Source organism: Pontibacter sp. HSC-36F09, assembly GCF_024171605.1.
In the GTDB taxonomy this organism is placed as follows: domain Bacteria; phylum Bacteroidota; class Bacteroidia; order Cytophagales; family Hymenobacteraceae; genus Pontibacter.
Genome location: NZ_JALKAA010000004.1, coordinates 36,419 through 58,919, shown reverse-complemented (window position 1 = coordinate 58,919; position 22,501 = coordinate 36,419). Strand labels below are relative to the sequence as shown.

Here is a 22,501-nt window from a genome sequence, read left to right as displayed (position 1 = left end):
TACTTGTTTTAATACCCCGGCAAGGCTGATTTTGTTGTTGGCTTTGTCATTCACGCAGCTATTAACCTCCTGTGGCTCTATGACATCTACTGATAACACCATCAAACCGGGTTCTTGGCGGGTTGCCCTCCAGGCCCAGGGCCAGGAGATTCCGTTCATCATGGAAGCAGAAGAACAGAACGGCAAGACCGTGCTATACCTGGTGAACGCCGATGAACGCATTCTGGTGGATGAATTTCATCAAGAGGGCGATTCGCTCCGGATACGGCTGCACATTTTCGACGCCGACCTGATTGCGAAAGTAGACGGCGATAAAATGGCCGGCCGCTTCACCCGAAACGACCTGTCCAAGCCCTACTCCGTTCCTTTTACAGCCGAGCATGGCAAGACCAATCGCTTCAAGGAAAACCCCGCTCCGGCTACTTTTGACTATACCGGCAAGTGGGAAGTGACTTTTACAAAGAAAGATGGCAAAACCTACCCGGCTATCGGTGTGTTTGAGCAGAAAGACAATCACGTTACCGGCACATTCATCACGCAAACCGGCGACTACCGTTACCTGGAAGGTCAGGTGGAAGGCAATGAGCTGAAGCTGTCGACTTTTGACGGCAACCACGACTACCTGTTCACAGCCAAACCAAGTGCGGACAGTACGTTGCAAGGCGAGTACTTTGCCGGCCTCTACGACTACGAGTCCTGGACAGCCAAGCGCAACGAGAACGCCGAGCTGGCCAACGCCAACGAACTGACTTTCCTGAAGCCAGGCTACGAGTCGCTGGAGTTTACCTTCCCGGATCTGGAAGGGAACAAGGTATCCTTGTCGGACGACAAGTACCAGGGCAAGGTGGTGCTGGTGCAACTGCTGGGTTCCTGGTGCCCGAACTGTATGGACGAGACCCAGTTCCTGGCCCCTTACTACAGCAAGAACAAAGACCGCGGCCTGGAGATCATCGGACTGGGTTTTGAGCGCACGAAAGGTTACGAGCAAGCCGTGCCGCGCCTGACTAAGATGAAAGACCGCTTTGACATCGAGTACGACCTGCTCTACGCGGGTCCGGCCGACAAAGAAGCTGCCGCGCAGGCATTGCCGGCGCTAAACCATGTCCTCTCCTTCCCCACCACCATCTTCATCGACCGCCAGGGTAAAGTGCGCAAGATCCACACCGGATTCTCTGGCCCCGGCACCGGCAAGTACTACGAAGAATGGGTAGCAGATTTTAACAAGACGATGGATGAGCTGCTGGCGGAGAAAATTTAATTGTTGATTACTGATTGTTTGATCGGCAGGTATAACAAAGGCCGCTACTAGTGCAGTAGCGGCCTTTGTTTTGCATACCTTTTGCCCTTTTATGTTGAACTCAGTACCTAAAATTTAATTTTCTCTCACTTTCGTAGCTCTGGAGCTACACTAGTTTCCGAAGCCGCACAATCCGGAACGTGCCTCCAAGTGCAGCCGGCTCATTCAGCTCCACCTGCAGGGAAGTATGGCTGGCGATGCTGCCGATGCTGCGGTTGATGTCAGAAAAGAGCGTACCGGCTACCTGGTTAAAGAGGCGCCGCAGCAACGAGGGTTTCTGCCCGTCGGGTAAAAACTTATCGAAAACCATCACCTTGCCGCCCGGCTTTAGAACCCGCTCTACTTCCTTGATGCAGGCCACCGGATCAGGTATAACCGCAATGATCAGGTGCAGGATAACAGCATCGAAACTATTGTCAGGATAGGGCAGTTGCTGCCCGTTCATCACTTGCGCCTCCACAGGTATAGCTAACTGTTCGGCACGGGATTTCAGCCTGCTGATCATGCCAGGGGTAATGTCGTTGGCAGTGATGTGAGTGTATCCTTGCAGGTATGGCAGGTCAAGTCCGGTACCCGCACCGACAATCAGGATGGCGTCATTGGGTTTGGCTTGCAGCAGCTGGATGGAACGCTGGCGGTGCTTTCGGAAAACCCGGTCAGCAATCAGGTCATAAATGGGCAGGTATACCGTATAGCGCAGCCGGTTCCAATTGTTGGTATTGAGACTCATTTTTCACAGGTTTTTTTGCACCCTCAAAATTACCTACGCATCTGCCTCTAAAGATTACAGATTTCAATAGGAGGTTTACAGATATTTCTGATTGGCTAGGTATAGAAATAGCGGCTTCCCATTTGTCATCCCGAATACTGATGAGAATACCGGGTCTATTATAAAGATTTCGACAATCCGGATTTTCTCTAGTAGTGGGGGCCTTCCTCCCCAATTCTGTCATCTTAAGGCCTAATTTGTCATTCCAACCCGGGAGTGGGGGCTCTCGTTTTGGGAGAAATCTGCAATAGTGCGCGAATATTGAAACAATCCAGATCTCTCCTTTCTTCGAGATGACAGCTGGAGTTAATCATGGCTTAAGTTGACGGTATTGGGCTCCTACCCCAGGTCAAAATGACATTGGAATTGAAAAGCAGATTCGCCTTTGTCAGCTAGGGATAGGTATAGGTATAGCTGTTACCTAAGACATTCGAGAGAACTGCACACACTCCGAGGTCAGAACCACAGTGTCAAAACAATTTAACCATCAACATTTAACTATTCAATCCTACTTCTCGCGCTCTATCGTGTAGGCGATCAGTTGCTCCAGGGAGGTGCGGGATGGGGAGGCGGGGAAGGTATGGAGGATGGCCAGGGCCTCGGCGTGGTATTGGTTCATCGCCTCGATGGTGTACTGTATACCGCCAGAGGTTTTCACATAGTCGATCACCTGCTGCACGCGCTTGTTGTCGCCGTTGTTGTTTTTCACGTTGTAGATCACGCGGCGGCGCGTCATCCAGTCAGCTTCGCGCAGGGCGTGGATCAGCGGCAGTGTCATCTTCTTTTCCTTGATGTCGATGCCAACCGGCTTGCCGATCTCTGCCGTGCCGTAGTCGAACAGGTCGTCTTTGATCTGGAACGCTATACCTACCTTTTCACCAAACAAACGGGCTTTCTCGATGTCCTCTTTGGAGGCACCGGCAGAGGCAGCGCCTACCGCGCAACAGGAAGCAATGAGCGAAGCGGTTTTCTGGCGGATGATGTCGAAATAGACAGACTCATCGATGTCCAGGCGGCGGGCTTTTTCGATTTGCAGCAACTCGCCTTCGCTCATCTCACGCACAGCATTCGACACGATCTTAAGCAGCTCGTAGTCATCGTTTTGCAGCGAAAGCAACAGGCCTTTGGAGAGCAGGTAGTCGCCTACCAGCACGGCAATCTTGTTTTTCCAGAGTGCGTTAACAGAGAAGAAACCGCGGCGGTAGTTGGCTTCGTCCACCACGTCGTCGTGCACAAGGGTGGCCGTGTGCAATAGCTCGATGAGAGCGGCTCCGCGATAAGTGGCATCGCCGATGGCGTCGCCACGGAAAAGCTTGGCCATAAAGAACACGAACATCGGCCGCATCTGCTTGCCTTTGCGCTTTACGATGTAGCTCATGATCTTGTCGAGCAGCAGTACCTTAGACTTCATTGAAGTCCTGAACTTCTTCTCGAACAGCTCCATCTCCTGGGCAATGGGCGCTTGTATTTCCTTTAGGCTAATGCTCATGCGATATTCCGCAATATTACAAGGTGTGGGGGTCGTTTCCAAACAAGTAAAGCAAATCAGCGTTTAAATAATCTTAAGTTGAGCCCGCAGGTATAGTTTACCAACAGCATAGCCTCGTGCTGGTTTACCGCTTGCTTAAAATAACTATATTGCCTTCTGATAATACAGCACATCGCGCCATGGCAGACACACTTAAAGTAGACTTCGTGGTATACCCGGAGCACGAGCGTCCTTTCACCGCTGACGCCACTTATACCCAGGACGGAAACAGAAAACCGGTCGTCATCTACACCCATGGTTTCAAAGGTTTTAAGGATTGGGGCCACTTTAACCTGCTGGCTGATTACTTCGCTGGTCAGGGCTTTGTGTTCATCAAATTCAACTTCTCCCACAACGGTACCAGCATCGACAACGATTCGGACCTGCACGACATGGAAGCTTTTGGCCGCAACAACTTCAGCATTGAGCTCGAGGATTTGAAATCGCTCCTCGACCTGGTGCACGACGAAGAAGGACCGCTGCCACAAAACGAGATGAACCTCGACCGCATTTACCTCATCGGCCACAGCCGCGGCGGCGGATCCGTTATACTCAAAGCTGCTGAAGATACCCGTGTAAGGGCCGTGGCCACCTGGGCTGCTGTGAATAATTTTGACCAACGGTGGGATGAGCTGGAAAAAGAATCCTGGAAAAAAGAGGGCGTGCAGTGGGTGACCAATGCCCGCACAGGTATACGCATGCCGCTCTACTACCAGATTGTAGAAGATTACCTGGCCAACGTGGAGCGACTGGAAATTCCGAAGGTGATTCAGAAAATGCAGCAACCTCTGCTTATACTCCATGGCGAGGAAGATGAAACGCTGCCTGTGCAGATGGCGCACGATCTGCATACCTGGAAACCAGATGCCGAACTATACCTGCTGCCCGGCGCCGACCACTCTTTTGGCGGACAGCACCCTTACCCGCAGGAAGAATTGCCCGCAGCAGCCAAAGCAGCTGCCGACCTGAGCATTGCCTTTTTCAACAAACATGCCTAAGCTATACCTGCTCCTGGGCGGCAACCTCGGTGACCGCCCGCTATACCTGTCTCAAGCCCGCGAACAGATTGCTGCACAGGTCGGGCCCATCGTGCAAAGCTCCTCCCTCTACGAAACCGCCGCCTGGGGTAAGACCGACCAACCCGCTTTCCTGAACCAGGTGCTGGAAGTCAAGACCTTGCTCAGTCCGGAACAAGTGTTGCAGGGTATAAACCAGATCGAACAGGAATTGGGGCGCATCCGGCATGAGCACTGGGGAGCCCGCGTCATCGACATCGACATGCTGTTCTACGATCAGCTGGTCATGCAGTCGCAGCGCCTGACCATCCCCCATCCGCAACTGCACCTGCGTCGGTTCACGCTCCTTCCGCTGAGCGAGATCGCCCCGCAGCTTATGCACCCGGTGCTCAACCAGCCGGTAACACAGCTCCTTCAGGATTGCCCGGATAAACTCCCCGTTCACCTCTTTGTTTTGGCCGCTAACTAACGTCCTGCGGGCGAGCTATGATTTTTTCTGAAAATGCCTTACTTTATACACAGGCTAAGCTACAGAAACAAAATTTTATCTATATTGTAAGGTAACTATACTTGCGAAGTATACGTGATACGATGTGCCATTTGCGCGCCTCTTCTGACTAGCATATGAACGACCTGCTCACCATCATCACCAACGAAAAAAAGAGCCTTTTGCGGGGCTTTCTTGTTGTGTTCATACTGGTATTTCCGTTCACTTTTCTACCTGTCCTGTTCAGGCAGCGCGCACCATTCGAAACATTTAGCCAACAGATACCAGAGAAAGCCCTGGTTGCGGCACTGGTAGCGGTAGGCATCATTATCCTGCTGTTGCTCAATAACTATGAGAAACTTCTGAAGAAAAAGCGACTGTATGATTTCCCCGCCTTCACGTCGCTACATTTCAACGGTGCTGTTGAAGGATATAATGCCATTGTGAAAGAAATTTCCACCTACCTGTTCGGCAAAGTAGGTGATTATTTTTTCAGGGTGAACATCATCAATCCGAAGCAGGAAAACGTGCAGATCGAACTCTCGCCGCTCATCCATATAGGCCAGAACCAGGAATTGCTGGACACGCTCATGCAGGAACTTCATCTGAAAGAGAACCTATACCTGTCCCGTGTGATCAGCCTCCCGGAAGAACTGTTACAGCAGAGCGACGTCATTAAAAATGAGCTTTTAAAACTGTCAGACGAGTTAAGCAGACTGGGGGTAACGCCGTTGGCCGTGGACGAGAATGGCCGTTAGGCTATACCTGATTACCGTTATCGAGTCAAATGCCTAACATAAAAAATAGACCATTGCAGCAGCGGCCGCAATGGTCTATTTAAATTTCACGCAAAGTATTATGCGACCGAACTTACCTCAGCAGTACGTTCGATCTTTTTCACCAATCCCTGCAGTACTTTGCCCGGACCGCACTCCACAAAATGCGTGGCGCCGTCAGCTACCATCTGCTGTACCGATTGCGTCCAGCGCACTGGGGCTGTCAGCTGGCTGATCAGGTTTTGCTTGATCTCTTCCGGATCGGTGTGCGGCATGGCGTCTACGTTCTGGTAGATCGGACAGATGCCCTGACTGAAGGTTGTTTCGTTGATGGCTTTGGCCAGTTCTTCTTCTGCCGGCTTCATGAGCGGTGAGTGGAAAGCTCCTCCAACTGGTAGCGGCAGGGCACGCTTAGCACCGGCTTCTTTCATCTTCTCACAAGCGATCTCAATCCCTTTGTTAGAACCAGAAATAACTAGCTGCCCCGGGCAGTTGTAGTTGGCTGCCACTACTACTTCCCCTTCTATAGAAGCACATACCTCTTCTACCTTCGCATCGTCCAGACCCAGTATAGCGGCCATGGTAGACGGGTTCGCCTCGCAAGCTGCCTGCATCGCCATCGCTCTTTTATACACCAGTCTGAGTCCGTCTTCAAAGCTCAGCACCTTGCTGGCAACCAAAGCCGAAAACTCGCCCAATGAGTGACCTGCCACCATATCCGGGTTGAAATCCTGGGCGACGGCCGCCTGCGCTACTGAGTGCAGAAAAATAGCAGGCTGTGTTACTCTGGTCTGCTTCAGTTCCTCGTCAGTGCCACCGAACATGATCTCTGTAATGTTGAATCCCAGGATTTCGTTTGCTTTTTCGAACAGCTGACGAGCCGTTTCGTGCTGTTCATACAGGTCCTTGCCCATACCCACAAACTGCGACCCCTGGCCCGGGAAAACGTATGCCTTTTTCATGTTAATGCTTATTGTTGATTGTTAGTTGCTGATTGTTGAATTGCTAATTTGTTGATGGTTGAATTGCTGAAAGGTTGAGGACTTAATTGTAGCTTCTGTCTTGTCCCATTTATACCTGCCTTGATTACGTTTCAAGATATAGCCAACTTTTATCACTGTCTATACCTGTCACTACTTATACCTGTTACCAAGGTATAAAAGTCAGCAATACAAGCGATAGCCGTTCGGCAAGCTAAAGCCCAACAACTATTTAACCATCAACAATTTAACAATTAATCAAATTTAGTATGCCACAAACCGGGCCCTTTCTTCGGGGCTGGGCAGCATGCAGGCTTCGTTGCGACCTGCTATGCGGTAGCGGTGTTTCGCGATGAAGCGGTACACAAAATTGCGGAAAGATAAGGGAATAAACCTAAAATAATAGGGCACCGACCACGGAAAATTGAGATGGCGGGCAATGCGAAGGGCGGCTTCTGACTCGGTATAGAGCTGGCCGTTTTCGAAAAAAAGTATGGAATCAGGCAAGGGATCAGGCACTAGCTGCTGCGGCACGAGCTGCTCTACCAACCCGGATTGCAAGGCAGCAAAATACAGGTTCTGCCTCGTGTTATACTTCAAAGCGATTTGTATGCTGGCCTGGCAAAAGCCGCAGGTGCCATCGTAAAATACGATGGGCAAATCCTGCAGCCGGTCCAGTTCCTCGTTTGTCATTAGCGTACTATTTCTACCCAGCCTTTGTATTTAGTGCGGCTGCGTTCAGGGTCAATGGATATAACGTCTACCTCGGCTTCGTAGTAGTAAACGCCATCTGTGAGGCGTTTACCATCGTTGTCGGTGCCTGGCCAATTGATATACGGGTCTGCACTGCTTTCGTATACCTTCACGCCCCAGCGGTTAAATACTTTGAAGGTAGTGGAGCGTATGAATGCCGCCCTCGGATCCGGTCTGAACACATCGTTTTTGCCGTCATCATTTGGCGTGATGATGTTCGGCAGCTGGAAGAAGAAGCAGTTGTCCTTACACTCTTCGTTGCTTGACTCGCTTTCCTCTCCTGTCATGCTGGTAGCCGTCACGTAGTAGCAGGCGGCAAAAGACTCCAGCCCGGTATGAGTATAGGTGGTCTCTTTGGTCGTGGCAATGGCGCGATACTCCGTCTCGCCCGGTCCTCTGAAGTACACGGTGTAGAAGTCGATCTCGCCTGTGCAGCCATCCCCTATCTTCGGCACCCAGTTCAGCACATTCTGGTAAGGTGGCTTGGTTGGGTTTGCGAAGAAGGCCTCGCAGTCCAGCACATCCAGGGTCAGCTCCGGCGGACAGATCAGGAGTGGGGTTTCCACGCATACTTCCTGGCTTAGGTTCTGCAATGGTTCCGGTAGTCCTTCTATCTGGTAAGTGCCCTGGGTGCGCACCACGTAGCAGTAGGTCTGCCCACGCTCCAGCGGTGCGGCGGCAGTGCCATTGTCCACAAAGGTACCACCGGTGGCCGAAGCCGTCACGCTTCCTACCTGCACCAACTCACCATTCACGACCCTAAAAATCTGATGTTCGAGTACCTCATTTTTCCAGGGCACATTGTAGGTCCAGTTCAGAGAAACCGCAATTGCATCGTCAGTGCCTTGTACCTGTGCTGCCAGTCGCACGCTGGAGGCGGAGGTGGAGTCGCGCAGCATGTTAGGGGTAGGGCCGCCCGCAGTACGGGTGCTGTAAAACTCAAGTTTATAGCGGTACGCATTTGCCTCTGTGTTCAATCCGCTGTTTACGAACACTGTATCGCTCAGTCTGCGTGAAGAGAACACCTGCTGATAGGCTCCACCCGGCTCCTGCCCTACCTTGCGGTATAGCCTGTATTCAAAAGGAGCATTCAGACGCTCTATACCTGGACCAGGCTGCGTCCAGCGAACGGTGATCTGTCCGTTGGTTCCGTCGGTGCGGTCTACTGTTACGTTGGTAATATAAGGTATGTCACGCTCCAGCACAACACAGGCTTCCAGCGAGGCGATGCTCTGGCCACCGCCAGGCCGTGGGAACTCTGCATAGATCACGTAGCAGTACTCCGCTCCTGCAGTCAGGCCCTGCCCGTTGTTATTGTCTAAAAACTCTGTCTTGTCTTTGCCTACTTCGCCTATAAGTGTATAACCCGCACTGGCCGGTACGCCGGTCTCGCAAGGCCCTGGCCGCCAGCCCGACGGTCCCTCCCGCCTGTAAATGCGGATCGTGGAGGCATTCTGACAAATGTAACTGTCCCAGGTCAGGCGCACGGATCGGTCTTCACCGGTAGCCAGCAGGTTCTGAGGAGCCGGCCCTATCACCGTAATGCGGTATGGCTGCAGGTCAGCCAACTGCCTGGCGGGCGGCGGCGGATTATCCTCTGCTCTGAAAATAAGTTGGTAAGGGTTGGCGCGAACATCGTTGCAGGAGGTGTTCCAGACTAACTGTCCGGCTGCACGGCCTGGCTGGTTGACAGTCCCTCTGAAAGTAGCCGGCGGCAATATACCGCCTGTACCCGGTACGGTAAGGTTGATCAAATGTCCATCCGGGTCGGTAGCAGTGATGGTGGTGCGCAGCGTTTCGCCAGCCACAATACAGGTATCGCGGGGCACGAGTACCGGCGGTTTGTTACGGGCATCCACTACCAGGATCTGCATGTCGCGCACCACGGTGCTGATCAATACGGGAGCAGCCCCTGTTGTACGCCACTCCTCTACTACAAAGGCTACGTTATATTCTCCCAGTCGGCAGGGAGCATCCCAGGTGAGCTGCCCGGTAATGGGGTCGAGGGTAAAGGTGGAAGGTCCGGTGTTAGTAGAGTTACGGCAGTTGTCCACCGTATGCGGATCGCGGTAGCCGGGCACGTTCGTGATCAGGCCAGTTGCCTGGTTGCGGTGCTGGGGCTGTATCAGTTTGTAAGCAAGACTATCACCATCAGCGTCAATCGCTCCCGGGTTGTGCACCCAGCGTTCGCCGGCAGTAGCTTCGTCAATTGGGGCAACCTGCAGAATAGGCGTACTGTTCAGGCCACGCAGCGGGTTGATGGAGATCGTTGTAGAAATGGCAAAGGTGAGCTGGTCAGTTGGGGCGGCCATGTTCAGGATGCCGCCGTTCCGGTTCTCTCCCACCCATGTTACGGTATAGGTACCATTGGCCGGAAAGGTATACTCCCACTTAAATTCCTCGCGGTCTACATCCGGCTTGATATTGGTGACAGACAGGCGTTCCACTGTGACGGTCTCTCCTGTCCCCATCGAGATGAACACCCTGGGGTCATCGGCTGTGGAGGAGGTTTTGGTGTACATCACCATGGTGAAAAAGAACTTCCGGGGGTTCGGATTGGGACCTGTGTCCCTGACGGCGGTAATGTCCCCGGCCCGGATGTGCGTCGCCTGCGCCACGTTTGCATACCCCAACAACAACATTAATACCAACAGCACTATGCGGCCAGGCAAGCAACAGCTCAAGCGTAAACTATTTGGCATAAGCGTAGAGTTAGATTTGGCGCTGAACAAAGGTAAAATGAAAACTGAAATTTTACCTTTTTATTATCAACAAAAGCGAGAAAAGTAGGTTTATAATATATGGTTTTCAGTCCTACGCATTGCAATTTAGATTGATTCAAAATATGCTATTTAATTGTTTTATACAGGCTCCGCTTGTACCTTTGGGCATTAAAAAGCATTCATTACTTAACCTTCTAACAAATACAGATGAATTGGTTTACTAAAACGTTTTCCAGTACAATCGGACGTAAGATCATCATGTCGGTAACGGGCCTTTTTCTGTGCTCCTTCCTGGTGGTGCACCTTGTGGGTAACCTTACGCTTTTTTACCAAGATGGCGGCGAGGCATTCAACATCTACTCCCACTTTATGGCTAACAACCCCGTTATCCGCACGATGGAAATAGTACTGGTACTTGGATTCCTGTTCCACATCTACGATGCGATCGTGCTCACGCGCCGTAACAAGGCCGCCCGTCCTGTTGGCTATGCTGAGAATCATCCGCAGGAGAACTCTACCTGGTCTTCGCGCAACATGGGTCTGCTGGGTACAATTATCCTGGTGTTCCTGCTGGTGCACTTGTGGAACTTCTTTGTGCCGGCCCGCTTCGGAGAGCTCGAGGGTGTTCCAAACGCTGAGTACACAAACCTGTACGCTGAAGTAGTAAAAGCATTCAAAAACCCAATCTACGTAGGCCTTTATGTTATCGCAATGATTGCATTGGCTTATCACCTGATCCACGGTTTCCAGAGCGCGTTCCAGTCTCTGGGCCTGACCCACAAGAAGTATACGCCGTTCATCAAAACGTTCGGTGTGGCATTCTCTGTGCTGATCAGCCTGGGTTTTGCGCTCATCCCGCTTTACTTCTTTTTCTTCGTTAACTTGTAATTAAGCTAATATACTTGCTATGATATTAGATTCTAAAATCCCGGAAGGCGCATTAGCTGAAAAGTGGGATAAGCATAAATTCAATGTGAAGCTGGTAAACCCGGCCAACAAACGCAAATACGACATCATTGTAGTAGGTACCGGCCTTGCCGGTGCTTCTGCCGCTGCCACACTGGGCGAACTGGGCTATAACGTGAAAGCGTTCTGCTTCCAGGACTCTCCACGTCGTGCGCACTCCATCGCTGCACAGGGTGGTATCAACGCCGCTAAAAACTACCAGAACGACGGCGACTCGATCTACCGTCTGTTCTACGACACCATAAAAGGTGGTGACTACCGCGCCCGTGAGGCCAACGTGTACCGCCTGGCGCAGGTGTCTGTTGACATCATCGACCAGTGCGTGGCGCAGGGTGTTCCATTTGCCCGTGAGTACGGCGGTCTCCTGGCCAACCGTTCATTCGGTGGTGCACAGGTATCGCGTACGTTCTACGCGCGTGGCCAAACCGGACAGCAGTTGTTGCTGGGTGCCTACTCTGCCCTGAACCGTCAGGTAGCCTATGGCAAAGTAAAAATGTACCCACGCACCGAAATGCTGGACCTCGTGATGGTGGACGGCAAAGCGCGTGGCATCGTGGTTCGTAACCTGATCACAGGTAAGATCGAGTCGCACAGTGCACACGCAGTGGTGCTGGCAACTGGTGGCTATGGCAACGTATTCTTCCTTTCTACCAACGCGATGGGCTCTAACGCTACGGCGGCCTGGAGAGCGCACAAGAAAGGTGCTTTGTTCGCAAACCCTTGTTTCACCCAGATTCACCCAACCTGTATACCTGTATCCGGCGACTACCAGTCTAAACTGACACTGATGTCCGAGTCGCTTCGTAACGATGGCCGTGTATGGGTGCCGAAAACGGTTGAGACTGCCCAGCGCCTGCGCAAGGGTGAAATCAAAATAAACGATATTAAAGAAGAAGACCGCGACTACTACCTGGAGCGCAAATACCCTGCCTTCGGTAACCTCGTGCCACGCGACGTGGCATCACGCAACGCCAAGTTGGTATGCGATGAAGGCCGTGGCGTAGGTTCCTCAGGTCTGGCCGTGTTCCTTGACTTTGCTGATGCGATCAAACGCGAAGGCCAACCGGCCATTGCTGCCAAGTATGGCAACCTCTTCGAGATGTACGCCAAGATCACAGATGAGAACCCTTACGAAAGCCCAATGCGTATCTACCCTGCGGTACACTATACCATGGGTGGCCTTTGGGTCGACTACAACCTGATGACCAACATACCGGGTCTCTACGCAACGGGCGAGTGTAACTTCTCTGACCACGGTGCTAACCGCCTCGGTGCTTCGGCCCTGATGCAGGGTCTGGCCGACGGTTATTTCGTGATCCCTTACACCATCGGTGACTACCTGGCACAAACGCCTTACGACAAGGTGAGCACAGAGCACCCTGCCTTTAAGGAAGCTGAGCAAAACGTGATGAGTGTTACACAACGTCTTCTTTCTATCAAAGGAAATCGCACGGTAGATGATTTCCACAAGGCGCTTGGCCTGATCATGTGGGATTACTGCGGTATGGCCCGTAACGCCGAAGGCTTACAGTTTGCCAAGCAGGAGATCCGCAAACTGCGCGATGAGTTCTGGCAGAACGTGAAAGTGACCGGCGTAAACGAAGAACTGAACCAGACACTGGAGAAAGCGCACCGTGTAGCTGACTTCCTGGAGCTTGGTGAACTGATGGTTGACGATGCTCTGCACAGAAACGAGTCTTGTGGTGGTCACTTCCGTGAAGAGTACCAGACACCGGAGAACGAGGCACTGCGAGACGACGAGAACTATGCTTATGTAGCAGCCTGGGAATATACAGGAGCTGGCAACCAGCCGGTGCTGCACAAGGAAGAGCTGAAGTTCGAAAACGTGAAGCTGACACAGCGCAGCTATAAATAATTGATATTGAATAAGTACGAGTGCTTGTTGATCATTAACTCATTCGTAAATTCTTAATTCGTAATTAAAAAGAGAGATGGCTGGAAGTAATCCAAATGCTAAACCAATGGACCTCACATTGAAGATTTGGCGCCAAAAAGATAAAAACTCTGCAGGTCAGCTGGTAACCTATCCACTAAAGAACATATCTCCGGATATGTCTTTTCTGGAGATGCTGGACGTGCTCAACGAAGAACTGCTGGTGAAAGGTGAAGATCCTGTAGCATTCGACCACGACTGCCGCGAAGGTATATGCGGTATGTGCAGCTTGTTCATCAACGGCCGTGCGCACGGTCCGGAGCGCGGCACAACCACTTGCCAGTTGCACATGCGTCACTTCAACCACGGCGACACGATCACGATCGAGCCTTGGAGAGCAGCTGCTTTCCCGGTGCATAAAGACCTTATCGTAGACCGTTCTGCCTTCGACCGTATTCAGCAGGCTGGCGGTTACGTATCCGTAAACACAGGTGGCGTGCCTGACGCAAACGAAATTGCTATACCTAAGACGATCGCTGACAAAGCGTTTGACGCTGCTACCTGTATTGGTTGTGGAGCTTGTGTGGCGGCTTGTAAGAATGCTTCGGCTATGCTGTTCGTGAGCGCTAAGGTATCGCAGCTGGCGATGCTGCCGCAAGGCAAGGTAGAGCGCAAAACAAGAGTGGAGAACATGGTAGCCCAGATGGACGTGGAAGGCTTTGGTGCCTGCTCAAACACTGGTGCCTGTGCTGCTGAGTGCCCGGTGGGTATTTCGCTGGACAACATCGCGATGATGAATATGGAATATCTGGGAGCGAAGGCAAGCTCTGAGAACGTATAGTTTTCCTGATCCTAATAAGCTTAAAAGGCGAGACAGGAAACTGTTCTCGCCTTTTGCTTTTATATTCGCATTTGTATTCTGACATCTATACCATTCTGCAAACCATAGAGCTTAGCGTCTGTTTACAGAAGAACACCATATGACACTATGATCACCATAATAACGGGCACCAACAGAACCTCCTCCAACTCCAGAGCAGTTGCCAACCTATACGCCAGGCTGCTGGACGAGCGCCAAATTGATAACCAGATACTCGACCTTGCCGATCTCCCGGCTGACTTTACGGCTTCTGCACTCTATGACAACATTGGCACCAACCAAGCCTTTAACCAGCTAAGCGCTGTCATTGGTGATTCAAAGAAATTTGTTTTCATCGTCCCGGAATACAACGGCTCTTTCCCAGGTGTGCTCAAGGCGTTTATTGATGGACTCTCGTATCCCAATACCTTCCGCAACAAGAAAGCCGCCCTGGTAGGTCTCTCTTCCGGGGTACAAGGCAGCGGCTTGGCCATGAGCCACCTGACGGATATCTTCAACTACCTGGGAATGCACGTGCTGGCACTAAAGCCCCGTCTGGCCCAGTTCGAGAAGAACTACGATGGCACCGCCATCACAAACGAGCTATACCTGGAGTTGCTGAATCAGCAGATCGATCAGTTTATCTCTTTCTGAGACACAGGCTATAACCTACGACCGGCTGAGCATGTGCTGTCTTTTTTCGCTCGTTTGACCGATTAACCTGACCACTGTTGCGTTGCTTCTTTATAAGGTATGGACAGGCAATGACAAGGCCCCAATTTTATTATTGCGCGTTTATCCCCTGCTTACACTCGTCAACCTGTCTGTTTGGGTGATGCTTGAAAGCCATGCGACGGCCTGCATTGATCTTCTATCAGACAGCTACAAAACTCCTGTTGCTACTTTTTGTACCAGCCACTTTTGTGTGGAACCTGTTCTTGAGTGAAGAAATAAGTACAGGACAGGTATAGCCCTTAACGAAATCAGGCACAAAGCAAAAGAGCCCACCATAATGGCGGGCTCTTTACATTATTAGAAAACAGGATAAATGATTAGTCTACATTGTCATGCAGGAAGCGGTTGTCGCCCAGTATCTCGTTGTCATCGTTCAGGTTGAAACGGGATATGTTGCGCTCAGAAGAATGCGTCACTGAATCAAGGGCCACATTGCGGCGCAGGTATGCAGGCACATCCATCTTTTCTTTCATGGCTTCGCTCGTCGTCATGTCGGTGCTCAGCATCTTCAGGCGCTCACGGCGCTCGATGGCTTTTTGCCGCATCAGCTCACGCTCTGCTTCCTGACGTTTCGCTTCGCGAGTGGCATAGTCTTCTTGCTGTGGTGCACCAAAACCGTTGCCGAACTCTTGTGTAGTGGAACCTTCCAGGTTAAAAACGCGACGCTGCGGTTGCTGCTGAGCCGGCTGCTGTGGCTGAGGTGCCTGCGGCTGCTGGAACTGCTGTTGCTGCGGGGCCTGAGGCTGCACAGGCTGCTGCGGCTGCTCTACCATCGGACGACGGATCTCGAACTGCTGCTGCACAGGCTGTGGCGGCTGAGGGGTAGCCACGGGAGCTACTACTGGCTCAGGAACGAAGTTCACCATTTTGGGCTGCTCCGGCTTGGCTGGCTCAGCTACTTCTATTTTTTTTTGACTTTCCAGGTCAAATACTGTTTTTTTTGGCTCAATGATCGCCTCAGCGCTGCTGGCGAAACCAGTGGCGATTACCGTCACACGGATGCTCTGACCCAGTGAAGAGTCGATGCCGTGACCGAAAATTACCTCTGCTTCCTGGCCGGCTTTGTCCTGGATATATTCTGTGATTTCAGTCAACTCATCCATTTCCAATTCAGCCTGGTCACCAGACATGATAGAAAGAAGGATTTTCTGAGCACCGTGGATATCAGTATTGTTAAGCAATGGAGAAGAAAGCGCCTCTTCAGCGGCACGGAGCGCACGGCCCTCGCCTTCTGTCGTTGCAGAACCCATCACTGCAGCTCCAGAATCTTTCATAACCGTTTTCACGTCTTCGAAATCGACGTTGATCTCGGCTGTAACGGTAATAATTTCAGCAATAGATTTAGCGGCAGTGGTGAGTACGTTGTCGGCCTTCGCGAAAGCCTCACGGATCGCCAGGTTGCCGAACATCTCACGCAGCTTGTCGTTCAGGATAACGAGTATTGTGTCGCAGTTTTCGCTTAGCTCTTTGATGCCGTTTTCTGCGGCAATCTTTTTCTTTCTGCCTTCGAAGCCAAATGGCGCCGTTACAATACCTACTGTCAGGATACCCAGTTCTTTAGCGACTTTAGCGATAACGGGTGCAGCACCTGTACCAGTACCACCCCCCATACCAGCCGTGATGAACACCATTTTGGTATCGTTGCTGAGTAGCTCACGAATTTCCTCCTTGCTTTCTAGAGCGGCGTGCTTTCCTTTTTCAGGGTTGGCTCCAGCTCCCAGACCTTCGGTCAGGTTCAGGCCAATCTGAAGTCTGTTGGGTACGCTGCTGCTTTTCAGGGCTTGCATATCCGTGTTGCAAATCACGAATTCTACATCCTTGATGCCCTGGCCGTACATGAAGTTCACCGCGTTGCTGCCTCCGCCCCCGACGCCAATCACCTTGATGATGGACTTACCGCTAGACGGCAGGTCAAAACTGTACATTGATGTCATGCTAAAATCTCCTGCTATTATGGGTTTCTAATAATTATGCTTCTAACTAATCGATATCGTCCGACAGAAGGTCTTTAATTCTGCCAAGAAATCCTTTACTGTTGCTGCCTTCTTTGGGGGCAGCTTTGGTTACTACTTTATTGTATACTTCCGGTTGCTGTACTTCCACATGCTTCTCCTCGCGCTGGTCGAGCGACTGATAGCCGGCCAGCACCAGGCCAACGCCTGTTGCGTGCATCGGGCTCTTCACCGCATCGATCTTCGACTTGCCCAGGTGCTCGTTCGGATAGCCGATGCGGGTATCCATGCCGGTGATGTACTCTACCAACTGCACCAGGTTCTGAAGCTGCGCGCCACCACCCGTGATCACGATACCGGCGGCCAGGCTGTTGCTATACCCTGAACGAACAATTTCTGAGTAAATCAGTTCCACGATCTCTTCCATTCTCGCCTCAATGATATAAGCCAGGTTCTTCAAAGAGATTTCCTTTGGCGTACGGTCACGCAAGCCAGGTATAGAAACGATCTCATTGTCTGACGCCTCGTCAGCAATCGCCTTTCCAAATTTCACCTTCAGTTGCTCCGCCTGGTTCTGCATCACCATGCAACCCTGCTTGATGTCGGAGGTGATGATGTTGCCACCGAAAGGAAGAACTGCCGTGTGGCGGATAATATTGTCTTTGAAGATAGCAAGATCAGTCGTGCCGCCGCCAATATCTACCAGCGCCACCCCTGCTTCCTTCTCCTCGTCGCTGAGCACCGACATGCTCGAGGCAAGCGGCTCCAAGATCAGGTTGTCGATTTCCAGTCCGGCGCGGGCGATGCATTTGTTGATGTTGCTGATCGCGTTTGACTGTGCCGTGATGATATGGAAGTTGCCTTCCAGTCGCACACCCGACATACCTACCGGATCAGTAATACCTTCTTCGTAGTCCACTTTGTACTCCTGCGGCATCACATGGATGATCTCGCTGCCTGGAGGTGTCACCAAACGGTACATATCGTTTGTCAGACGATTCACATCGTCTACCGTTATCTCATCGTCCGTCATCTGGCGGGTGATGCTGCCATTATGCTGCAGGCTCTTGATGTGCTGACCGGCAATGCCCACGTTCACTACCTTGATATTGATGCTCGCCTGATCTTCGGCCTGCTGAACTGCTTTCCTGATCGCCTCAACGGTTTTGTCGATATTGCTGACAATACCGCGTACCACCCCTTCCGAGATGGCTTTGCCCATCCCAAGAATTTCCAGCTTTCCATACTCATTCTTCCGACCAACAAGTGCGCAAACTTTGGTTGTGCCGATGTCCAAGCCTACTACAATTTTGTCGTTCTGCATATGCTGTATATGTTATTCACAAATAATCTGATCTTCGTATTCCACGTTGACTCTCTTATATTTCTCCCAGCCCATCACGGGTAGTACTTCTTTATAAAAGACCATCAACTTCTTAAATTTCTGTTCCGCTTCGTCCGGTTTTCCAAACTCAATGGTGTGCTCCCCTACTTGCGGCAGGAAAGATACTTTGCCCTTTTCATCGATATGCATCTGGGCTAATTGGGCTTTCCAAAACTGGTCGTTCTCGATGAAACGTAGCAGGGAAAGGTAGGCCTGGCCTGTAGAATCCTGGAAGAAATCCCGGCCGAACGGTCTGCTGGACCGGGTCTTCGTAATAGGTATGACACGAGCGGTGTATCTGTCGGAAAGGGGCAGCATATTCCCCTCTGCGTCGATGTAGACATCCTGATCTGGTCGTATAATTCTTGCTATAGGCCTGTTCTGTTTTATGCTTACTTGTATGTTGCCGTCCAGGGCTTTGAACACTTCTGCTTCTTTCACAAAGCTGTGCGCTTCAATGCGCTTTTCGAGGTTCTTCAGGTCGATCTGCTGGTTGGGCAAACCCTCCAGTTTCCGCTCTCCCTCACGGGTCAGCAGGTCTCTGACTTCCTCTTCCCCAATAAAGTAATTATTGTACTCATTATCAATTGTTATTGACACTTTCTCACACTTTTTTTCATTTTGGCGAGAGGAAGCGAACCCTGCTAGTGCAGCCATGGTAACCACGCTACAACATGCAAAAATTAAAGATTTTATTTTACTATTCAAGCCCATATCAGTTATTTTCTAAAATATTTTTTATAGGCTTCACTAACGTATCAATATCACCCGCTCCAACTGTTGCGAGTACCTCAAAATCAGCATTTTCGGACAAATAGGCCGTCACGTCTTCTTTATGCAAAAGTATTTTCTTCGGGCCGTTCACAAGGCCTAAAATCATTTCTGATGTCACGCCTTCAATTGGCTTTTCCCGTGCCGGGTATATGTCCAACAGTATAAGCTCGTCGGCAGCGCTCAGACTTTGTGCGAACTCAATGGCAAAGTCACGGGTACGGCTGAACAAATGCGGCTGAAATACCACGGTCAGCTTTTTATTTGGGTAAATGGCACGCAAAGATGTCATAAACGCATCGATCTCTTTGGGGTGATGCGCGTAGTCGTCAACGTATACCTTGCCCTGCCCTTCGTACACAATTTCAAAGCGACGCTTCACACCTCTGTAAGATGCCATCGCCTCCCGCAACTTGTCTTCTGACACACCCATGATCTGACCAGCTATGAGGGCGGCCAGCGCATTCTCCACATTGTGATATCCGGGCAAAGCCAGTTTCAGACGGGCTATGTTACCGAAGGGTGTTACAGCGTCAAAACAAAAGCTGTATCCCTGTATCTCAAGCTGTTGCACATGGCTTTGGCCTTCATCCAAGCTGTAGCGAATCACCCGTACGCCGTCCTGCACTTTTTCAAGTAATCGCGGATCGGTAGCGCTGTGCAAAATCAGGTAACCGCCGGGCTTCACCTGACTGATGAACTTCTGGAAAGTCCGGATCATCTCCTCTTTATCACCATAGATATCGAGATGATCGGGGTCAGCCGAGGTTACGATGGCGATGTCCGGGTATAGCGTCAGGAAAGAACGGTCGTACTCGTCAGCTTCCACCACAATCGTCTCTTTCTCAGCCGTTCCTTTTCCGATCAGCAAGTTCGAGTTCAGGTTCGTGGCTATACCTCCCAAGAAAGCGGAACAGTCTACGCCGCCTTCGTGCAGCAAATGCGTGACGATGGAAGAAGTGGTTGTCTTGCCATGCGTCCCGGCCACGGCCACCGTATAAGCCGAGCCCGTGATAATGCCCAACACTTCTGAGCGTTTTTTGATGGTATAGCCCTGCTCCTTCAAGTAAGCCCATTCGGTATGCTCTGCAGGTATAGCCGGCGTGAGCACCACCAAAGTAGCTTCCCTGTTCACCAGTATTTCTTGTGGCAACTGGTTCACATCATCTTCATAATGTACCCGGATGCCTTCCTGCTCCAGCGCCGCGGTGAGTGGGGTGCGCGTTTTGTCGTAACCCCATACCGGAAGCCCCCGGGCATTGAACCAGCGGGCGATAGCACTCATGCCGATGCCGCCGATGCCAAGGAAATAGATATAGCTATAATCTTCCAGTCTCACTTGATCAACTTTAACAGTTCGTTTACAATATCGACAGCGGCATTTGGCCGCGCCAGTTTCAATATGTTCTGCGACAGACGGTGTTGCTCTGCCTCGTTTCCTGCCAGCTCTAATGCAGCAGGTATAAGTTGTTGCAGTGCATCGGCATCACGCACCAATAAGGCGGCTTGCTCCTGCACCAGCGACATGGCGTTTTTAGTCTGGTGGTCTTCAGCCACATTCGGCGAAGGCACCAATATGCTCGGTTTTCCGGCCAGGCAAAGCTCTGAAATCGAAAGCGCTCCGGCTCTGGACACCACCACATCGGCAGCGGCATAGGCCAGATCCATCTGCCGGATGAAATCGAAAGCGCGTATACCTGCGTTGGTAAACGGCTTCTCCAGTTCCTGCGCCTGCGGATAAAATGCTCTGCCCGTCTGCCAGATCAGTTGATAACCTGCCTCTGCGACCTGCTGCAAACCTGCGGCTATACTTTGATTTATCGTTCTGGCACCCAAGCTTCCGCCTATCACCAATATTGTTTTCTTTTCAGAGGTCAGTCCGAAGTGCAACAAGGCCTCGCGGCGTTTGCCTTCGAGTTGCATGATGTCTTTCCGAACCGGGTTGCCTGTCAGCACCAGCTTTTCAGCCGGGAAGAAGGCATCCATGTTGTTGTAAGCCACGCAAATCTTCTGCACCCGCTTCGCCAACAGCTTGTTGGTTATACCTGCATAAGAGTTCTGCTCCTGTATCAGGGCCGGAATCTTCTTAGAAGTCGCTGCATACAACAGCGGACCACTCGCATAGCCTCCCACGCCTACCACGGCATCCGGTTTGAAATCGCGGATGATCTTGTGCGACATCCGGATACTGGAGATCACTTTCCAGGGGAAAGAGAGGTTGTCCAGTGTGAGGCGGCGCTGCAATCCGCTGATCCAGAGCCCCACGATCTTATACCCCGCTTCCGGTACACGTGTCATTTCCATACGCCCGATCGCTCCCACAAACAGGATTTCCGCATCAGGGTGCAACACCTTGATCTGGTTGGCAATGGCAATTGCCGGGTATATGTGCCCGCCGGTGCCACCACCGCTGATGATGAAACGATATGGACGCTGCGGATTAGGCATTGGCCGTCACTTTAGCGGTTGAATTAAATGATTCTTCCCCCTTCACGGTACGGCTCACACTCAGGATGATCCCGATGGATATACCCGTGAAAATCAAAGAGGTACCACCCATACTCAGGAGTGGCAGCGGCAGACCCGTAATCGGACCCAGCCCAACGGCTACGCCCATGTTGATCATACCTTGCAACACCAGGCTGAAACTCAGACCGGCTGCCAGCAGACCTCCGAAGGCACCGTTGCTTTTCGTGACCGTGACCAGGCCCCGGTAGAGCAAGGCCAGGTATAGAAAGAGCACCAATAACCCTCCCAGCAAACCGTATTCTTCCAGTATGATCGCATAGATAAAGTCAGAGTAAGGGTGTGGCAGAATATCGCGCTGGTCGCTGTTGCCGGGGCCTTTGCCCACCACGCCGCCCGTAGCAATCGCGATGTAGGATTGCTCTAGCTGGAAAGCGGTTTCAGACTCGTCGAAGAAGGCCTCTACCCTACTGATGGCCGTGCCCAGACGCTGACCTGCCGCTAAACCTACCCCACCCAACATGGCACCCGCTATGACAAAAACTGCCAGCGATTTCATCGGCACGCGACCAATAAACATCAACAAGAGACTAGTCATGAAAAGCAACACCGCGGTGGAGGTATTCGTCAAGGCGATTAGTGCGCAGATAAAAGCGGTCCAGGCGAAGATCGGCAGCAAGTTGCGTTTCCAATCGTCGAGGTTGTTTTGCTTCTTGGAGAGCATACTGGCCAGGTATGAGATCAGGGCCAGTTTCGCTAAATCTGAAGGCTGGAAAGTCTGGTTGATCACCGGGATCGTGATCCAGCGTGACGCTTCGTTGATGTTCGAACCGAAGAAGAAGGTATAAAGCAACAGGGGAACCGCCAGGATAAGCGCTACCAATGAGAGTCGGGAATAATAGCGGTAATCGATCTTGTGCGCCAGCCACATAAAGGCCAGACCAATGAAGATCAGCGAAGAGTGCTTGAAGAGGAAGTACTCGGTGTTACCGTCTTTTTGCTTGTACGCCAGGGTACCGGTAGCCGAATACACGACTGCCATGCTGATAAGCGAGAACATCAGCACGATGCCCCAAAGCACTGCGTCCCCTTTCAGGTTTCGCTGTAACCACTGCTTGATCATATTACCTTTGGCTAAAAATTAA

Annotated in this window: 20 protein-coding genes; 9 read left to right on the top strand and 11 right to left on the bottom strand. The window is 51.5% G+C overall.

The features are described 5' to 3' along the window. The first annotated feature begins 79 nt into the window (after positions 1-79). A complete protein-coding gene (locus tag L1278_RS13210) occupies positions 80-1,258 on the top strand; it encodes a peroxiredoxin (protein ID WP_253405191.1) in 1,179 nt (392 codons plus the stop codon). Positions 1,259-1,403: 145 nt separating this feature from the next. Here the strand turns inward: L1278_RS13210 and L1278_RS13205 are convergent, their stop codons facing one another. Both L1278_RS13205 and L1278_RS13200 read right to left on the bottom strand, forming a co-directional pair. Beyond that, positions 1,404-2,027 (bottom strand): class I SAM-dependent methyltransferase, encoded by a 624-nt coding sequence (locus tag L1278_RS13205; RefSeq protein ID WP_253405190.1) that lies wholly within the window; start codon positions 2,025-2,027, stop codon positions 1,404-1,406. A 547-nt stretch (positions 2,028-2,574) separates the two neighbouring features. Then, positions 2,575-3,555: a polyprenyl synthetase family protein gene (locus L1278_RS13200; protein WP_253405189.1), complete on the bottom strand. Its 981-nt coding sequence runs from the start codon at positions 3,553-3,555 to the stop codon at positions 2,575-2,577. A 179-nt stretch (positions 3,556-3,734) separates the two neighbouring features. Between L1278_RS13200 and L1278_RS13195 the strand changes: the two genes are divergently transcribed. The 3 genes from L1278_RS13195 (at position 3,735) to L1278_RS13185 (ending at position 5,855) form a co-directional block, all read left to right on the top strand. After that, the gene (locus tag L1278_RS13195; protein WP_253405188.1) at positions 3,735-4,592 is read left to right on the top strand and encodes a S9 family peptidase; all 858 of its coding nucleotides are present in this window, start codon (positions 3,735-3,737) and stop codon (positions 4,590-4,592) included. Continuing rightward, a complete protein-coding gene (gene folK / locus L1278_RS13190; protein ID WP_253405186.1) occupies positions 4,585-5,079 on the top strand; it encodes a 2-amino-4-hydroxy-6-hydroxymethyldihydropteridine diphosphokinase in 495 nt (164 codons plus the stop codon). The genes L1278_RS13195 and folK overlap by 8 nt, the downstream gene beginning before the upstream one ends. A gap of 155 nt (positions 5,080-5,234) precedes the next feature. Further along, the gene (locus tag L1278_RS13185) at positions 5,235-5,855 is read left to right on the top strand and encodes a hypothetical protein (RefSeq protein WP_253405184.1); all 621 of its coding nucleotides are present in this window, start codon (positions 5,235-5,237) and stop codon (positions 5,853-5,855) included. Between the two features lie 98 nt (positions 5,856-5,953). Here the strand turns inward: L1278_RS13185 and fabD are convergent, their stop codons facing one another. The 3 genes from fabD to L1278_RS13170 all read right to left on the bottom strand — a co-directional run bounded on the left by fabD (position 5,954) and on the right by L1278_RS13170 (position 10,263). Beyond that, entirely contained in the window at positions 5,954-6,835 is an 882-nt protein-coding gene (gene fabD, locus L1278_RS13180; protein WP_253405182.1) for an ACP S-malonyltransferase, read from the bottom strand. A gap of 282 nt (positions 6,836-7,117) precedes the next feature. Then, a complete protein-coding gene (locus tag L1278_RS13175; protein ID WP_253405180.1) occupies positions 7,118-7,546 on the bottom strand; it encodes a thiol-disulfide oxidoreductase DCC family protein in 429 nt (142 codons plus the stop codon). Next, positions 7,546-10,263: a gliding motility-associated C-terminal domain-containing protein gene (locus L1278_RS13170; protein ID WP_253405178.1), complete on the bottom strand. Its 2,718-nt coding sequence runs from the start codon at positions 10,261-10,263 to the stop codon at positions 7,546-7,548. The genes L1278_RS13175 and L1278_RS13170 overlap by 1 nt, the downstream gene beginning before the upstream one ends. A 1-nt stretch (position 10,264) precedes the next feature. Here L1278_RS13170 and L1278_RS19555 point away from each other — a divergent pair, with 1 nt between their 5' ends. The 5 genes from L1278_RS19555 to L1278_RS13150 all read left to right on the top strand — a co-directional run bounded on the left by L1278_RS19555 (position 10,265) and on the right by L1278_RS13150 (position 14,702). Beyond that, positions 10,265-10,396 carry a hypothetical protein gene (locus L1278_RS19555; protein WP_256488619.1) on the top strand — a complete coding sequence of 44 codons (132 nt, stop codon included), beginning with the start codon at positions 10,265-10,267 and terminating at the stop codon, positions 10,394-10,396. Positions 10,397-10,536: 140 nt separating this feature from the next. Further along, positions 10,537-11,217 (top strand): succinate dehydrogenase cytochrome b subunit, encoded by a 681-nt coding sequence (locus L1278_RS13165; RefSeq protein ID WP_253405176.1) that lies wholly within the window; start codon positions 10,537-10,539, stop codon positions 11,215-11,217. A gap of 19 nt (positions 11,218-11,236) precedes the next feature. Further along, complete coding sequence (locus L1278_RS13160) at positions 11,237-13,171, top strand: fumarate reductase/succinate dehydrogenase flavoprotein subunit (RefSeq protein ID WP_253405174.1); 1,935 nt, start codon at positions 11,237-11,239, stop codon at positions 13,169-13,171. Between the two features lie 106 nt (positions 13,172-13,277). Then, the gene (locus L1278_RS13155; RefSeq protein WP_253405171.1) at positions 13,278-14,030 is read left to right on the top strand and encodes a succinate dehydrogenase/fumarate reductase iron-sulfur subunit; all 753 of its coding nucleotides are present in this window, start codon (positions 13,278-13,280) and stop codon (positions 14,028-14,030) included. Between the two features lie 147 nt (positions 14,031-14,177). Continuing rightward, complete coding sequence (locus L1278_RS13150) at positions 14,178-14,702, top strand: NADPH-dependent FMN reductase (RefSeq protein ID WP_253405169.1); 525 nt, start codon at positions 14,178-14,180, stop codon at positions 14,700-14,702. Positions 14,703-15,100: 398 nt separating this feature from the next. Here L1278_RS13150 and ftsZ read toward each other — a convergent pair whose 3' ends face one another. The 6 genes from ftsZ to L1278_RS13120 form a co-directional block, all read right to left on the bottom strand. Then, positions 15,101-16,717 carry a cell division protein FtsZ gene (ftsZ, locus tag L1278_RS13145; RefSeq protein ID WP_253405167.1) on the bottom strand — a complete coding sequence of 539 codons (1,617 nt, stop codon included), beginning with the start codon at positions 16,715-16,717 and terminating at the stop codon, positions 15,101-15,103. Between the two features lie 46 nt (positions 16,718-16,763). After that, positions 16,764-18,059: a cell division protein FtsA gene (ftsA, locus tag L1278_RS13140; protein WP_253405165.1), complete on the bottom strand. Its 1,296-nt coding sequence runs from the start codon at positions 18,057-18,059 to the stop codon at positions 16,764-16,766. 12 nt (positions 18,060-18,071) lie between these two features. Next, on the bottom strand, positions 18,072-18,719 hold the full coding sequence (locus tag L1278_RS13135; RefSeq protein ID WP_253405163.1) for a hypothetical protein: 648 nt from the start codon (positions 18,717-18,719) through the stop codon (positions 18,072-18,074). 115 nt (positions 18,720-18,834) lie between these two features. Continuing rightward, complete coding sequence (murC, locus tag L1278_RS13130) at positions 18,835-20,229, bottom strand: UDP-N-acetylmuramate--L-alanine ligase (protein WP_253405161.1); 1,395 nt, start codon at positions 20,227-20,229, stop codon at positions 18,835-18,837. Further along, positions 20,226-21,338: an undecaprenyldiphospho-muramoylpentapeptide beta-N-acetylglucosaminyltransferase gene (gene murG / locus L1278_RS13125; protein WP_253405159.1), complete on the bottom strand. Its 1,113-nt coding sequence runs from the start codon at positions 21,336-21,338 to the stop codon at positions 20,226-20,228. Before murG ends, murC begins: the two co-directional genes overlap by 4 nt. Beyond that, the gene (locus L1278_RS13120) at positions 21,331-22,479 is read right to left on the bottom strand and encodes an FtsW/RodA/SpoVE family cell cycle protein (RefSeq protein ID WP_253405157.1); all 1,149 of its coding nucleotides are present in this window, start codon (positions 22,477-22,479) and stop codon (positions 21,331-21,333) included. The genes murG and L1278_RS13120 overlap by 8 nt, the downstream gene beginning before the upstream one ends. Positions 22,480-22,501 lie beyond the last annotated feature (22 nt).